16 protein-coding genes are annotated in these 13,933 nt (G+C 71.6%); 10 read left to right on the top strand and 6 right to left on the bottom strand.

The genetic code is table 11. The annotated features are described in order from the left end of the window. Positions 1 to 418 precede the first annotated feature (418 nt). A complete protein-coding gene (locus AC0ZLC_RS19330) occupies positions 419 to 1,018 on the bottom strand; it encodes a dihydrofolate reductase family protein (protein WP_476753213.1) in 600 nt (199 codons plus the stop codon). Next, positions 1,015 to 1,875, bottom strand: a complete 861-nt coding sequence (locus tag AC0ZLC_RS19325; protein WP_476753390.1) for a metalloregulator ArsR/SmtB family transcription factor — start codon at positions 1,873 to 1,875, stop codon at positions 1,015 to 1,017. The genes AC0ZLC_RS19330 and AC0ZLC_RS19325 overlap by 4 nt, the downstream gene beginning before the upstream one ends. Positions 1,876 to 2,041: 166 nt before the next feature. On the opposite strand from AC0ZLC_RS19325, the gene AC0ZLC_RS19320 reads away from it, so the two are divergent. Beyond that, positions 2,042 to 2,539, top strand: coding sequence for a TIGR00725 family protein (locus AC0ZLC_RS19320; RefSeq protein ID WP_476753212.1), 498 nt, complete (start codon positions 2,042 to 2,044; stop codon positions 2,537 to 2,539). 391 nt (positions 2,540 to 2,930) lie between these two features. Here AC0ZLC_RS19320 and AC0ZLC_RS19315 read toward each other — a convergent pair whose 3' ends face one another. Then, positions 2,931 to 3,161: a hypothetical protein gene (locus AC0ZLC_RS19315; protein ID WP_476753211.1), complete on the bottom strand. Its 231-nt coding sequence runs from the start codon at positions 3,159 to 3,161 to the stop codon at positions 2,931 to 2,933. A gap of 925 nt (positions 3,162 to 4,086) precedes the next feature. On the opposite strand from AC0ZLC_RS19315, the gene sthA reads away from it, so the two are divergent. From sthA to AC0ZLC_RS19295, 4 genes are all read left to right on the top strand, one after another. Then, the gene (gene sthA / locus AC0ZLC_RS19310; protein ID WP_476753210.1) at positions 4,087 to 5,490 is read left to right on the top strand and encodes a Si-specific NAD(P)(+) transhydrogenase; all 1,404 of its coding nucleotides are present in this window, start codon (positions 4,087 to 4,089) and stop codon (positions 5,488 to 5,490) included. Between the two features lie 151 nt (positions 5,491 to 5,641). Next, on the top strand, positions 5,642 to 6,262 hold the full coding sequence (locus tag AC0ZLC_RS19305; protein ID WP_476753209.1) for an L-threonylcarbamoyladenylate synthase: 621 nt from the start codon (positions 5,642 to 5,644) through the stop codon (positions 6,260 to 6,262). A gap of 192 nt (positions 6,263 to 6,454) precedes the next feature. Further along, positions 6,455 to 6,835, top strand: a complete 381-nt coding sequence (locus AC0ZLC_RS19300) for a DoxX family protein (protein WP_476753208.1) — start codon at positions 6,455 to 6,457, stop codon at positions 6,833 to 6,835. Beyond that, the gene (locus tag AC0ZLC_RS19295) at positions 6,832 to 7,299 is read left to right on the top strand and encodes a peroxiredoxin (RefSeq protein ID WP_476753207.1); all 468 of its coding nucleotides are present in this window, start codon (positions 6,832 to 6,834) and stop codon (positions 7,297 to 7,299) included. Before AC0ZLC_RS19300 ends, AC0ZLC_RS19295 begins: the two co-directional genes overlap by 4 nt. A 101-nt stretch (positions 7,300 to 7,400) precedes the next feature. Here the strand turns inward: AC0ZLC_RS19295 and AC0ZLC_RS19290 are convergent, their stop codons facing one another. Next, positions 7,401 to 7,634, bottom strand: a complete 234-nt coding sequence (locus AC0ZLC_RS19290; protein ID WP_476753206.1) for a chaplin — start codon at positions 7,632 to 7,634, stop codon at positions 7,401 to 7,403. 314 nt (positions 7,635 to 7,948) lie between these two features. Here AC0ZLC_RS19290 and AC0ZLC_RS19285 point away from each other — a divergent pair, with 314 nt between their 5' ends. From AC0ZLC_RS19285 to AC0ZLC_RS19275, 3 genes are all read left to right on the top strand, one after another. Beyond that, positions 7,949 to 8,155 carry a hypothetical protein gene (locus AC0ZLC_RS19285; RefSeq protein ID WP_358853256.1) on the top strand — a complete coding sequence of 69 codons (207 nt, stop codon included), beginning with the start codon at positions 7,949 to 7,951 and terminating at the stop codon, positions 8,153 to 8,155. A gap of 284 nt (positions 8,156 to 8,439) precedes the next feature. Further along, a complete protein-coding gene (locus AC0ZLC_RS19280; RefSeq protein WP_476753205.1) occupies positions 8,440 to 9,594 on the top strand; it encodes a S1 family peptidase in 1,155 nt (384 codons plus the stop codon). A gap of 209 nt (positions 9,595 to 9,803) precedes the next feature. Next, positions 9,804 to 10,562, top strand: coding sequence for a ZIP family metal transporter (locus AC0ZLC_RS19275; RefSeq protein ID WP_476753204.1), 759 nt, complete (start codon positions 9,804 to 9,806; stop codon positions 10,560 to 10,562). 166 nt (positions 10,563 to 10,728) lie between these two features. Here AC0ZLC_RS19275 and AC0ZLC_RS19270 read toward each other — a convergent pair whose 3' ends face one another. Then, positions 10,729 to 11,157 (bottom strand): ATP-binding protein, encoded by a 429-nt coding sequence (locus AC0ZLC_RS19270; protein WP_476753203.1) that lies wholly within the window; start codon positions 11,155 to 11,157, stop codon positions 10,729 to 10,731. 471 nt (positions 11,158 to 11,628) lie between these two features. Between AC0ZLC_RS19270 and AC0ZLC_RS19265 the strand changes: the two genes are divergently transcribed. Continuing rightward, on the top strand, positions 11,629 to 12,882 hold the full coding sequence (locus AC0ZLC_RS19265; protein WP_476753202.1) for a SpoIIE family protein phosphatase: 1,254 nt from the start codon (positions 11,629 to 11,631) through the stop codon (positions 12,880 to 12,882). Beyond that, on the top strand, positions 12,866 to 13,234 hold the full coding sequence (locus AC0ZLC_RS19260) for an STAS domain-containing protein (RefSeq protein ID WP_476753201.1): 369 nt from the start codon (positions 12,866 to 12,868) through the stop codon (positions 13,232 to 13,234). Before AC0ZLC_RS19265 ends, AC0ZLC_RS19260 begins: the two co-directional genes overlap by 17 nt. A 16-nt stretch (positions 13,235 to 13,250) precedes the next feature. On the opposite strand, the gene AC0ZLC_RS19255 is transcribed toward AC0ZLC_RS19260, so the two are convergent. Further along, positions 13,251 to 13,931, bottom strand: coding sequence for an SDR family oxidoreductase (locus AC0ZLC_RS19255; RefSeq protein WP_476753200.1), 681 nt, complete (start codon positions 13,929 to 13,931; stop codon positions 13,251 to 13,253). Between the last annotated feature and the right edge of the window lie 2 nt (positions 13,932 to 13,933).

Here is a 13,933-nt window from a genome sequence, read left to right as displayed (position 1 = left end):
TCGCACGGACCAGCGAGTGTGCCGGCAACCCCCGCCGTCCTCCTTGACGGTCTGCACACCTGCGCTCTCGGTGACGCGCACGCGTTACCGATTCGAGAAAGCAGTTGTCTGCGACCGTCACCCCACACGGACGCGTCGGCCCCCTCTTGGCAGCAGAACACGGCAGAACACGGCAGAACTCGCCCAAGCCCAGGGTTCGCCCCGGAACCGGGACGCGCACCAGCGTTGACTGCGACAGCACCACCGTCCGGCCCCCACAGCGCCGCCCGCCGCACCGCACCGCCATGGGCGGAATCAGCCACACCGGTTCGTCCCGGCATGCGGGAGGGACTCCGACGCGGGTCGGGGTCCCTCCCCCACGACGGCTCGCCGCCCAGGTCACATCGACCGGGGCCCCTCAACGCACCCGGTCGTACGCTCAGCGCACCCGGTCGTAGACGAGGGCCAACGTGCCGTGCTCCCCCGCCGTCTGGCTGACCAGGTCCCATTGCCCGGCGGGCAGACCGTCGTCGAAGAGACGCGGTCCTTCGCCGAGAAAGACCGGAAAGACCGTGAGTGCAAGCCTGTCGACCTCGTCGGCTGCCAGGAGCGCCTTGACGACACTCGCGCTGGAAAGCACGAGGATGTCGCCGCCCTCGGTCGACCGGAGGTCCGCAACCACGTCGGAGGTGGGCTTGTCGACGATCGCCGTCCGTTCCCAGGGCGCACCGTCGAGGGTGGAGGAAAGGACCACCTTGTCGGTGCCGACGAGCCACTTCGCGAAGGCCTCGTCGCGGGAGTCGACCCCTTCCACGCCGATGACGTTGGGCCAGAAACCGAGGAACCCCTCGGCGTTGACCCGTCCGAGCAGGGCCGTCGTCGCCGACGCGTGGAGGGCCGCCAAGTGGTCACGGGCGACGTCGGTGTGCGCGTACGGCATCACCCAGCCCATGTCCCGCGGGTCGCGCCGGGCACAGTGGCCGTCGAGGGAGAGGCTCATGTTGGTGACGACCCGGCGGCCGCCGGTCTGCTCCGTCATGTCGTGCTCCTTGTGTCGGTGGAAGTGCCGTCGGTGTCAGGCGCGTCCGCGGCGAGGGCGACCGCGAGCTTGTCGAGGCTCTGGCCGAAGCCGATCTCGATCCCGGCGATGAAGTCGGCCGAGTCGACGGTGCTGTCGGTGATCCGCCAGTGCACGTCGAGATCCGTGCCGGTCCCGGTGGGCCGGAGGCCGAAGTCGACGTGCGCGGTGAAGGCCGGACCGCCGTCGGGCAGCAGCGGGGAGAGCCGGTAGGCGAGGCGCTCTCCGGGGCGCACCTCGTCGACGACTCCTTCCGCACGCCCGGCGACCACGTCGGAGCCGTCCGCGTCCTCGGCGTCGCGGTACTCGTGGACGATCAGGCCGCCCTCTCGCGCCTCGAAGAGGAGCTCGGAGACGCGGAGGTCGTCGGGCGTCCACCACCGGGCGAGCAGGGAGGTCTCCGTCAGGTGGCGCCAGACCTGCTCGGGGCCCCCGGTCAGTGACCGGCGAAAGCCGAACGAGCGGCCGTCGGCCCACCCCGGCTCGTGCGCGGCGAGCCGCTCCGTACGGAGGCCGGTCCCGTACCTGTCGTAGGTCGCGCGCGGGCCGCCGTCCTGGTCAACGGTGTCGGCGAGCCGGCCGAGCACCGCCGCCAGGTCACGCAGGGGTGCGGCCCTGAGCGCGTAGATGCGGCGCTGTCCGGTGCGCTGTGAGGTGACGATGCCTGCGCGCTCCAGGGTCTGCAGGTGTTTGGTCGTCTGCGGCTGGCGCGCCTCGGCCAGCTGGGCCAGGACACCTACCGGACGGGGCCGCTCGGCGAGCAGGCACACGAGCCGCCAGCGCGCGGGATCGGCCAGGGCGGTGAGGAGTGCGTCCATGAGGAGTGCGTCCATGAGCCATGAGTATTCTCCGCAGCGCATATTCTCGTCAAGGAATACTTCGATTGGTCCGAACCGGGTACGTCTCCATCACCCGTGCCCACCGCGCCTCGCGCCGACCTTTTGAGCCGTACCGGCCTGCCACTCCTTCCGCCCGGAGGTCCTCGTGCCGGAGACCGAGACCGAACGCCCGCCCTCGTACGTCGCTGTCGCCGGACCGGGCGAGGCGGGCGCACGGGAGACGGAGCTGGCCCGGGAAGTCGGCTCGCTGCTGGGACGGCGGGGTGCGGTGGTGCTCTGCGGTGGGCTGGGAGGCGTCATGGAGGCCTGCGCCGAGGGCGTCGGGGCCGCGGGCGGAACGGTCGTGGGCCTGCTCCCCGGTTGCGACCGCAGCGCCGGGAACCGGCACCTGAGTGTCGCCGTGGCCACCGGCCTCGGTGAACTCCGCAACGGTGTCCTCGTCAACGCCTGCGACGCCCTCATCGCGGTGGGAGGCAGTTGGGGCACCCTCAGCGAGGTCGCGCTCGCTCTCCGCGCGGGCAAACCCGTTGCCGTGCTCGCCGGCTGGGGTCCCCCGGCGGAGGCAGTTTCCTCGTCCGGGACAGCGCTGTTGACGGAGGTGTCCACACCCGCCGAGGCGGTTCGGATCGCGCTGGGGGACTGAGCACGGCGGCCGGCACGTGTCGTGGTGTCAGGGGTGGCGGGGTCGGGCGGGGCCGCGGGTTTCATCCGATCACGGGCAGGCTCGTGTGCTGGACGCTGGCCCTCGCCATGTCGGCCGCAGCAGCCGAAGCGGCCCTCCAGCCGACGGCCATTGGTGGGGGGTACGTCTGGCCGGGCCCTGGTGTCTCGCGCCGGTGTGGGCGTTCAGCTGGGCCGTGCTGCGGGTGAAGGAGAAGCCGGCCGCCGGGCAGGACCTCGAGGAGGACGTCCCGGAGGAGTTCGACGAAGCCGCCTGACAGTGCGCGCGGGGCGCGGGGGTGGTCAGGTCGTGCACCGGTCCGCGTGGCGGTTGCCCGCGTACGGGATCACACACGGACGCTGCCGCCGCGAGGTCAGGCCCCGGGCAGCTGCCCGGTCGGCTCAAGGACGCCGAAGTCGAGCACGTTCTCGGCGGTGCGTTCGGTTTCGTGCGCAGCCTGCCGGACGCTCGCGAGGACATCGCCCTGCTCGTCGACGAGGCGGTCGTAGATCGGCGCCGGTGCGGTGGGAAGAGCGGGCACGGGACTGGACTCCTGAAGGATCGGCTGCATGACGAGGCCGACCGCCGAGCCGGGGCCGACCACGGGAGGACCCTACGCCAACGTGATCGATCAATGGGCAGCCGGGAGAGTCCCACGTCAGAGATGTGGGACACACCACCTGTCACAGGCCTGCCTCACCCGCTGACGGCCCCGCCACGGGGAGCCCCGCGGCCGGGAGGCAGCGTTCCTCCCGGCCGTTCCGGCTCCGCCCACAGCGCCGGCCGAGCCGGCACCCGCGGGTGCGGGACGCGGTGGAGCGCCGGGGAGTACGGCGTACGGATCCGACCGCAGGAGGGCAGCTCTGCCACCGGCAGGCAGACGGGTGACGAGAAGAGCGACGGGTGACGAGAGGAGCGGCGAGAAGACCACTGCGCCGAGGCGCCGCCGCTCGCCGACTGGGCGTGCCCGGTCCATCCGGTCCGGGCCGGGACGGACCCATCCGGGCCGGGACGGACCCATCCGTCCGGGACGGACCCATCCGTCATCCGTCCGGGACGGACCCATCCGTCATCCGTCCCGGACGGACCTTTCGGTCCAGGCTGGGCCTGGCCCCCGGTCCGGGGCGGTCCGTCCGGTCCATGCCGGGTCGAAGACCTCCGGCCCGGGCCGGGACGGACCCGGGCCGGGACGGACCCGGTCCGGGCCAGGCCCCCGGTCCGGTTTTGGAACGGACCCCTCCGGTCCGGGTCGGCGGAAATCCCTCCCATCCGGGCCGGTCCCCTCCCATCCGGGCCGGTCCCCTCCCATCCGGGCCGGTCCCCTCCCATCCGGGCCGGTCCCCTCCCATCCGGGCCGGTCCCCTCCCATCCGGGCCGGTCCCCTCCCGTCCGGGAGGCCGAGGGCTCCCGGACCGCAGCGGTGCCGCTGGTACAGACGGCTCTCCGGCCGCGGAAAGGACCGCGCGTGACGACGCCGTTCGGGGCTCCGCTCTTCCGCGACGGGCCGTCGGCCTGTCAGACTCCCGAGGGTGCCCGACTTCGACATGCTCGTCATCGGATCCGGCCCCGGCGGCCAGAAAGCTGCCATCGCCGCAGCCAAACTCGGCCGCCGAGTCGCCGTCGTCGACCGCCCCGAGATGGTCGGCGGGGTCTCCATCCACACCGGGACGATCCCCTCCAAGACACTGCGTGAAGCGGTGCTCTACCTCACCGGCCTCACCCAACGCGATCTGTACGGCCAGAGCTACCGGCTCAAGGAGGACATCACCGTCTCCGACCTGACCGCACGCACCCAGCACGTCGTCGGCCGCGAGGTCGACGTCATCCGCAGCCAGCTGTCCCGCAACCACGTCTCCCTGTTCGGGGGCACCGGCCGCTTCGTGGACGACCACACCGTCGCCCTGCGCGAAGTGAACGGTCACGAGAGGCTGTTGAGCGCCGAGCACATCGTCATCGCGACCGGCACGCGCCCCGCCCGGCCCGCCACCGTCGAGTTCGACGAGCGGACGATCATGGATTCGGACAACGTCCTCCACCTGGAGCGTGTGCCGCGCTCCATGGTCATCGTCGGCGCCGGCGTGATCGGCATGGAGTACGCCTCCATGTTCGCCGCACTCGGCAGCAAGGTCACTGTGGTCGAGAAGCGGCCCGGGATGCTCGACTTCTGCGATGTCGAGGTCGTCGAGTCACTCAAGTACCACCTGCGCGACCTGGCCGTCACCTTCCGCTTCGGGGAGACCGTCGCCGCGGTCGAGCGTCATCCCCGCGGCACGCTCACCGTCCTGGAGAGCGGAAAGAAGATTCCCGCGGACGCCGTCATGTACTCCGCGGGGCGCCAGGGCCTCACCGACGAACTCGACCTGGGCAAGGCCGGGTTGTCCGCCGACCGGCGCGGCAGGATCACGGTCGACGAGCACTACCGCACCGAGGTGCCGCACATCTACGCCGTCGGCGACGTCATCGGTTTCCCGGCACTGGCCGCGACCTCGATGGAGCAGGGCCGTACCGCCGCGTACCACGCCTGCGGCGAGCCGGTGAACCGGATGCACGACCTCCAGCCGATCGGCATCTACACCATCCCCGAGATCAGCTTCATCGGCCGGACCGAGGACCAACTCACCCAGGAGTGCGTGCCGTTCGAGGTCGGCGTCTCGCGCTACCGCGAACTCGCCCGCGGCCAGATCATCGGCGACTCGCACGGCATGCTGAAACTGCTGGTCTCCCCCGACGACCGCACACTGCTCGGCGTGCACTGTTTCGGTACCGGCGCCACCGAGCTGATCCACATCGGCCAGTCCGTCATGGGGTGCGGCGGCACGGTCGACTATCTCGTCGACGCCGTCTTCAACTACCCGACCCTCGCCGAGTCCTACAAGGTGGCCGCCCTCGACGCGACCAACAAGATCAGACAGATCGACCGGCTCAGGGACTGACGGACGCGGACGGCACCGTTGTGGCCCGCTCGGGGGAGAGCGTGCCCACGGCCGGGACGGGGCCTCGGCCGGGACGGCAGGACGGGCCGTCGGCGCGAGGATCGGCCCGGGCCTGCGTCGGCCTCGGCAGCCGAGAGCATAAGCTCGACGGATGGCGAAGTACTTCGATGTGCACCCCGACAACCCTCAGCAGCGCACCATCAGCCAGGTGGCGGACAGCATCCGCTCGGGCGCGCTCGTGGTCTATCCGACCGACTCCTGTTTCGCGCTGGGCTGCCAACTGGGCAGCCGGGACGGCATCGACCGGATCCGTACGATCCGTCGACTCGACGACCGTCACCACTTCACCCTCGTGTGCGAGAACTTCGCGCAGCTCGGCCAGTTCGTACGCGTCGACAACGACGTCTTCCGCGCCATCAAGGCGTCCACGCCCGGCCGCTACACCTTCATCCTCCCCGCGACGAAGGAGGTGCCGCGCAAGCTGCTCCACCCGAAGAAGCACACCGTGGGCGTCCGCATCCCCGATCATGCCGTCGCGCAGGCCCTGCTCGCCGAACTCGGTGAGCCGCTGCTGTCCAGCACACTGCTGCTGCCCGACGAGGACGAACCGCTGACCCAGGGCTGGGAGATCAAGGAACGTCTCGACCACGTCGTGGACGCGGTGGTCGACTCCGGGGACTGCGGTACCGAGCCGACGACCGTCATCGACTTCTCCGGCGGCGAGGCCGAGATCGTACGGCGCGGAGCGGGCGACCCCTCGCGGTTCGAGTAGCCTCCGGCTGGGTGGGCGTCCGCCCGGGTCGGGGTCTTCGGGCCGGCGATCAGGGCCACTGTCCCGTCACGGCCTCCGTGTCCGGCTCGCCGCCCGGGGTCCCGCGTACCGCTCCCACGAAAAGGGTGCGACCCGCCCACTACTCCCTACCGTCCAGTAATATCGCGCGGCAGGCCCCTCAGAGGAGAAACCGTGCCCAGGTCGGAACGCTCACCCCTGCTGCTCGCCGGCCTGCTGGCCTCGGCGGGCGTCATCCACTTCGCCGCCCCGAGCAAGTTCGACGACACCATCCCCCGCTCACTTCCGGGCACGCCGCGGACCTGGACGTACGCGAGCGGCGCCGTCGAGCTGGCCCTGGCGGCGGGCGTGGCCCTGCCCCGTACGCGCCGTGCCGCCGCACTGGCCACCGCCGCGTTCTTCGTCGGCGTGTTCCCCGCCAACGTCCGGATGGCGCTCGACCGGCGTCACCGCCCCGCACCTCTCAGGGCCGCCGCCTACGCCCGGCTTCCGATGCAGGTGCCGCTCGTGCTGTGGGCACGCGGTGTCGCCAAGAACCAGAAAGGCCTGTCATGACGAGTCGCGTGGACGTGGGCGACCAGGTCGAGGACTTCACCCTGCCGGACGAGACCGGCACGCCCCGGCGTCTGTCCGAACTGCTGGACGGCGGCCCGGTGGTGTTGTTCTTCTACCCGGCCGCCCTCACCCCCGGCTGCACCTCCGAGGCGTGCCACTTCCGTGATCTGTCCGCCGAGTTCGCCGCGGCCGGAGCGCGACCGGTGGGCATAAGCGGCGACCCCGTCGACCGCCAGCGGGAATTCGCCGGACGCCACACCCTCGGGTTCCCGCTGCTGTCCGACGTCGACGGCACCGTCCGGGAGCGGTTCGGCGTCAAGCGCGGTTTCTCCATGGCCCCCACCAAGCGGATCACCTTCGTGATCGCGAAGGACCGCACGGTCCTCGAGGTGGTCCGCAGCGAACTGCGGATGAGCGTGCACGCCGACCGGGCACTCGCCGCGCTGAGCACACATCGGGGCTGACCCGCGAGCAGCGGGAAGGCCCGGGGCGACGCCCCGGGCCTTCGGAACCGCTGGATCGACGGGCCGCGCGATGATCACCGCTGAGCCCGGGTCACCTGAGGTCAGCCGTTCTTGCAGGTGTTGCCGAACGCCGGGTTCAGTGCGCCCACCACGTTGATCGAGTTGCCGCACAGGTTCACCGGGACGTGCACCGGCACCTGGATGACGTTGCCCGACAGCACACCCGGGCTGCCGACCGCGACACCGGTGGCATCGGAGTCCGCGGCGGCTGCCCCGGCGGTGGCCAGGACGGACACGGTGGCGAGGGCGGCCGCGGTCATCAGGCGGATACGCATTACGAGCTCCCATCAGTCGTACGGTTGCGGTCTCTTCACCATCACCTCGGGAACCGACAACCGACATTGCTGTACGGCCGAACGGGGTCCTGGCGTGCCCTGGGCCGCTCCGGCATCGCCGCGGTGTCAGGTCCGGTGCCGCCCCCGCGCGCGGAGTCCGGAGTGCAGGGATTGCCGGGAAAGTGAACAATACGAGTTACGTCCACGGCTTCACGTCTCCGGGAGCCGGCACCAGGTGACCCCGGAGGCCAGGAGTGCACTCCCGCGGGCCAGCGGTACCCGTGGGACAGATCAGGTCGACCAGGGAGAACACCATGTCGAAGACTCAGCCCGGTTCGCCTTCCCCGTCCGACGACGCGACCACCCCGGACGCCCTCCTGCACACCGGTGCCGGCGGCGAGGTGTCCGCCGAGGACCTGGTGCTCGCCGCCGGCCGTGATGTCAATCCGAAGAACCTGGCCTGGGCCGAGCGCAGGCTGGCGGAGGACGGTCCGGCCGCCATGGACAAGCTGCTGCCGTAGCCCCCCTTCACGACCGGCGGCCGAGCGGGATGCCCCCGCTCGGCCGCCGCTTTTTCGCGTGCGTGGCCGCCTGCCCGCCCCCCGCTGCCGCGGGTGGGTGCGTGCCAGTCCGCCATACGAAATGAGCTTCGTCCCGGCTCGGGCACGGCAGTGAATGAAGTCCCCGCATTGGCATGGACCTGTCCATGATCGACCGCTACGCTCGTGGGCGCACGATCTGAGAGCGCTCTCACCGCCCTTCCGCTCCACTCCCCCCACGTCCGGAACGACGAAAGGCAACTCCCTTGAGACGCACGACAGTTCTGCGCTCCTGCCTGTCCGCGGCCCTGCTGCTGAGCACCGTGGCGGCCGGCCTCACCACCCAGGCGTCGGCGGCCGGCACGCCCGCCGCCTCCGGCACCGAGGCACCCGCCTCGGCATCCCTGATCACCGCAATGCAGCGGGACCTCGGCCTGTCCAGGACCGAGGCCACCGCGCGGCTCGAGGCCGAGACGACGGCGCGGAGCGTGGACCGCGCCGCCCGCCGCGCCGCAGGCACCTCGTACGGGGGCTCCTGGTTCGAGGCGAAGACCGGCAGACTCACGGTCGCCGTCACGGACGCCCGGCGCCGGGACGCCGTACGGGCCACCGGCGCCGGGGTGACCCTCGTCGAGCACAGCCTGCGGCAGCTGGATGCCACCCTGACACGGCTCGACGCGCTCGACGCCCCCGCCGGGGTCAGCAGCTGGCACGTCGACCCCCGGAGCAACTCCGTCGTCGTCGGTGTGGTCACGTCCCAGAAGGATGACAACGATGTCCAGTCATTCCTGGACAAGGCCCGCAAGACGGGTCCGGTAGCCGTTCGCGAGACGCGGCAGGCGCCGCGCACCTTCGCAGCGGGGACGGTGGGCGGCGACCCGTACTACACGGGCAACGTCCGCTGCTCCATCGGCTTCTCCGTGTACGGGGGCTTCGTCACCGCAGGACACTGCGGCCAGGCCGGCGCCGGAGTCAGCGGCTGGGACCGCAGCTACATCGGCAACTTCCAGGGCTCCTCCTTCCCCGAGAACGACTACGCCTGGGTCAACGTCGGCAGCGGCTGGTGGACCGTGCCCGTCGTGCTGGGTTGGGGCACCGTCTCGGACCAGCTCGTCCGCGGCTCGGGTGAGGCGCCCGTCGGCGCCTCCATCTGCCGGTCGGGATCGACGTCGCACTGGCACTGCGGCACCGTCCTCGCCAAGAACGAGACGGTCAACTACAGCCAGGGCGCCGTGCGCCAGATGACGAAGACGAGCGTCTGCGCCGAACCCGGGGACTCGGGCGGGTCCTTCATCAGCGGCGACCAGGCGCAGGGCGTCACCTCGGGCGGCTGGGGCAACTGCGGCAGCGGCGGCGAGACCTGGTACCAGCCGGTCAACGAGATCCTGAACCGCTACGGCCTCACGCTCCACACGGCCTGAGCCTCCCCGGCAGCCGGCCCCCACCGGACCCCGGGGCCGGCTGCATGCGTCAGTCCGGCGTCGGCCGCGGTGCGAACGCTCCTGCGGTGCGCCACCAGAACCCCCGGGACGGCCTCGTCGAGGACCGGATTCCGCTGCGGTACGCCATGCTCGAACGGTCGGATACGTCTCAGCCATGAACGGGCTTCGGCCAGGGTAGGCGGTGCGGCGTGGCAGATGTGATGCAGGCGGGTTTGTGGGGTCTGGTGGCCGGGTCGGCGCTCCTTCTGGGCGCCGCGCTGGGATACGGACTGCGGGTGCCGCCGAAGGTGATCGCCTCGGTGATGGCCTTCGGCTCCGGAGTTCTGCTCTCGGCGGTGGCCTACGAGCTGATGGGCGAGGCCTACGACCAGGCGGGTCTCGCGCCTGCCGCGATCGGGGCCCTGGGCGGGGCGCTCGCCTACACGGGCGGGAACATGTGGCTCGCCCGGCGCGGTGCCCGGCACCGCAAGCGCTCGGGCAACGCCGCGCAGAAGGCGCAGCCCACCGAGGCGGACCAGGCCGGTTCCGGAACGGCGCTGGCGCTGGGCGCCCTGCTGGACGGTGTGCCGGAGTCCGCGGTGATCGGTGTCAGTCTGCTGGACGGCGGCGCGGTGAGCATGGTCACGGTCGCCGCGGTGTTCATCAGCAACGTGCCCGAGGGGCTCTCCAGTTCCGCCGGGATGAAGAAGGCGGGGCGCGGAAAGGCCTACGTCTTCGGGGTGTGGTCGGCGATCGCCGCCGCTAGCACGATCGCGGCGGTACTCGGCTACAGCGTCGTGGGCCAGCTCTCCACCTCCGTCGTCGCTGGGGTCACGGCCGTGGCCGCCGGAGCCATCCTCGCGATGATCGCCGACACGATGATCCCCGAGGCGTTCGACGAAGCTCACCTCGCCATCGGTCTGATCACGGTCGGGGGCTTCCTCGTCTCCTTCGCCCTGTCGCACTGACCCGGCAGGGGGGACGAGCGGGGCACGGACCGCCCGGTGTGCCGTCCGTGCCGGGCGAACCCTCCGGCGCCTCCCGGCGGCGAACCGCCCCGCCCCGGCCCGACCCCTTGAGGTACGCATCCCGCAGGAGCGGCAGGCCGGGCGACGGGTCGGACCCGTAGCGGCGTCATGCCTTCTCGGCGGTCCGGCTCTCCTCGGGGAGGCGGAAACAGGCCGTGACCGTCTTTCCGTTGGGGCAGCGCCGGGCCTGCCAGGTGTCGGCCAGCGCGTCGACCAGGAACATGCCCCGTCCGCCGAGGGCCTCCGTGTCCGCCGGGCGGGGTTCGGGCAGTTTGGGCGAGGAGTCGTGCACGCTCACGTGCAGGCAGTCGGTGTCCCAGGTGAGCAGCAACTGCGCGCTGCTGTGCGCGTGCACGTGCGCGTTGGTCACCAGCTCCGAGACCGTCAGCAGGACCGCGTCCGTGGTCTCGGGCGCGGTCGTGGTCCATCCGAGCGCGTCCAAGTGCTCGCGGGCCCATTGCCGCGCCTCGTTGACACCGCGGGAGAGGGGCATGGAACGAGCCCAGCCCACAGCCTTCATCGACGATCCGCTCATGGTCATCCTTTCGCATGTGCTCGTGACCCCGTTTCGCTGCGTCTACCCCCATCAGGGGCTTCAGTGCAGAGAGGTCGCCGGGAAGGGCGGTTGAGCGGGAGTGAGGGGCGACGCCGGGGTGGATCACCGGTCCGCGGCATTGTTTCGGGCGGGGCGCCGGCCGGCGGAGGGGCACCCTTGGCCTCATGGGCTCGGTGCCGCTGCGCGGGGTGCCTCGGAGGGAACACGAGGCAGGTGAACCGGTCGGGCGTCTGCGAGGATGGGGCGCATGGACGTACGCAGCGGAGAACCGGGGCGAGCGATCGGCGAGTGCCCGCCCGCCGCGGTCCCCGGGCTCGTCCGTGGTCCGTTCGTCCACCGGGGAGGTCCGGCCCACGCACCCCGACCCCTCGGGCCCGCCGTGACGCCCCGCTGCCCCCGGCCTGGCACCCCGCACGGGACCGTCACCAGTGCCCGCGCCGGCGCGCTTCGATGATGTGCGAGGAGGACGGCCGGGACGCGGACCAGGGCGGCGCACCAAACGAGGCGGCGCTGTTCTCGGCGCTTCTCGAGGACAGCGCCGAGGACCTGTACGAGAACGCGCCGTGCGGCTACGTCTCCACCTTGCTGGACGGCCAGATCGCCAAGGTCAACGCCACCCTGCTGAACTGGCTGGGTTACGACCGGGACGAGCTGGTGGGACACAAGCGGTTCTCCGACCTGCTCACGATGGGCGGCCGTCTCTACCACGAGACTCACTACGCCCCCCTGCTGCGGATGCAGGGCAAGGTCAGCGGCATCGCACTGGAGCTGAAGGCAGCGGACGGCAGCCGGCTGCCGGTGCTGGTGACGTCGACGGTGAAGACGGGCGGCGACGGACATCCGGTCCTGATCCGAACGACTGTCTTCGACGCCCGTGCCCGCCGCGCCTACGAGACCGAGCTGCTGCGTGCCCGTCAGGAGTCCGAGCGGGAGCGGGAACGCCTCACACGCCTGAACGACACCCTGCAGCGGACGCTGCTGCCGCCCACCCTGGCGGACGTGCCAGGCCTGGACGTGGCCGCGTACTACCACATCGCGTCCACGGACGAGGTCGGCGGCGACTTCTACGACCTGTTCCCGCTCGGTTCCGGCACCTGGGGGCTGTTCCTCGGCGACGTCTGCGGAAAGGGCGCCGCCGCGGCGGCCGTGACCTCGCTGGCCCGCTACACGCTGCGTGCCGCGGCGGTCTACGACCCTGATCCGGCCGCGGTGCTCGGCAACCTGAACACCGTCCTCAACCATGAATACCAGGGACCCGACCCGCGCTTCTGCACGGTCATCCTCGGGTTGCTCACCCCGGACGGCGACCAGGGCGGCTTCCGCATCACTCTGGCGAGCGGCGGGCATCCGCCCGCCCTGCTGATGCGCGCCGACGGCAGTACGGACTACCTGCCCACACCCGGGGGGCAGCTGATCGGTGTGCTGCCCGACGCGCACATCAGCACCACCTCGCTGCGTCTGGACCCGGGAGACACCCTGCTCCTGTACACCGACGGTCTCACCGAGGCGCACATCGCCGCCGCGGGCGACCGCTACGGCGACGAGGCCCTCCTGGAGTTCGCGCACGCCCTGGCCCCGACCACGGCCACGAACGCCGTCGCCGCGATTCGTGACCTGCTCGACACGTTCGGCCCGGGCGTGGACGACGACACCGCCGTGCTGGCGATCAACGTGCCCCGACAGCCCGGTGAGGAGCAGGAGTGAGCCGACTGGAGGTCAAGACGCGGAACACGCCGGCGGCCCGGTCATCGAGCTGGTCGGCACCTTCGACCACCGCAACGCTCCCGACGTCCGGGCGCTCCTGCCCGGTCTCGCGCTGCGGGCGGGCCGGCAGCTGGTCATCGACCCGACCGGCATCACCTTCTGCGACTCGAGCGGCATCACCGCGCTGATCGCCGCCCGCGACCGCGCGCTGGAGGCCCGGGCGGGCATGGCCCTGGCCGCGGTGCCCGATCGCGTCGGCAGGAGCTTCCGCGTGATCGGCCTCGATCAGGTCTTCACCAGCCACGCCACCGCACGGGCCGCCGAACTCGCCTGGCGGATGCCCGCCGACTGAGCTCCGCATCGCGAGGTCAGCCGGTCAGCACCCCCAGACCCTGCTTGACCTGGCGGGTCAGCTCGTCCGCCAGCACCTCCGGGGCGCCCTTCTCGAGGCCGTCCAGGGCCTGGGCGGCGACGGCCGCGGGGTCGGACTTCTGCGCCGGGTCCACATGGGCGGCCATGTCCGTGTCCATGTAGCCGACGTGCAGCGCGGTGACCTGGATGCCGCGCGGGGCGAGCTCCTCGCGTACCGAGTCCGTCAGGGACCAGGCCGCCGCCTTGCCCGCGCTGTAGGCGCCGAGACCGGCGGGGTGCAGCCAGGACAGGACCGAGAGGACGTTGAGGATCGCGCCGCCGCCGTTGGCCTCGACGACGGGGGCGAAGGCGCGGGTGACCCGCAGGGTCCCGAAGTAGTGGGTCTCCATCTCGAGCCGCACGGACTCCCAGTCGCCGGAGACGAGCGGTGTCTGGGTGGAGATGCCGGCGTTGTTCACCAGGAGCGTCGCGTCGGACGCCGTGCGGGCGGCCTCCCGGACCGACTCGGCGTCGGTGATGTCGAGGCGCAGCGGGATCGCGCCGGGCAGATCGACGGTCTCCGGGCGGCGGGCGGCGGCGTAGACCTTGGCGCCGCGCGCGAGCAGTTGTTCGGCGAGATGGCGACCGAGGCCCCGGTTGGCTCCGGTGACGACCGCGACGGCGTTGGTCAGGTCCATGG

Source organism: Streptomyces sp. GLSS-08, from assembly GCF_056387915.1.
The sequence above is the reverse complement of the archived record's forward strand: the minus strand, read 5'-3'. Positions and strand labels throughout refer to the sequence as shown.

What these genes read in the sequence shown, in the direction of transcription:
- AC0ZLC_RS19330 (WP_476753213.1), bottom strand. Translation starts at nt 1,018, where the DNA reads ATGACGGAGCAGACCGGCGGCCGCCGGGTCGTCACCAACATGAGCCTC.
- AC0ZLC_RS19325 (WP_476753390.1), bottom strand. Translation starts at nt 1,875, where the DNA reads ATGGACGCACTCCTCACCGCCCTGGCCGATCCCGCGCGCTGGCGGCTC.
- AC0ZLC_RS19305 (WP_476753209.1), top strand. Translation starts at nt 5,642, where the DNA reads ATGGCGAAGTACTTCGATGTGCACCCCGACAACCCTCAGCAGCGCACC.
- AC0ZLC_RS19295 (WP_476753207.1), top strand. Translation starts at nt 6,832, where the DNA reads ATGACGAGTCGCGTGGACGTGGGCGACCAGGTCGAGGACTTCACCCTG.
- AC0ZLC_RS19290 (WP_476753206.1), bottom strand. Translation starts at nt 7,634, where the DNA reads ATGCGTATCCGCCTGATGACCGCGGCCGCCCTCGCCACCGTGTCCGTC.
- AC0ZLC_RS19285 (WP_358853256.1), top strand. Translation starts at nt 7,949, where the DNA reads ATGTCGAAGACTCAGCCCGGTTCGCCTTCCCCGTCCGACGACGCGACC.
- AC0ZLC_RS19270 (WP_476753203.1), bottom strand. Translation starts at nt 11,157, where the DNA reads ATGAGCGGATCGTCGATGAAGGCTGTGGGCTGGGCTCGTTCCATGCCC.
- AC0ZLC_RS19265 (WP_476753202.1), top strand. Translation starts at nt 11,629, where the DNA reads ATGATGTGCGAGGAGGACGGCCGGGACGCGGACCAGGGCGGCGCACCA.
- AC0ZLC_RS19255 (WP_476753200.1), bottom strand. Translation starts at nt 13,931, where the DNA reads ATGGACCTGACCAACGCCGTCGCGGTCGTCACCGGAGCCAACCGGGGC.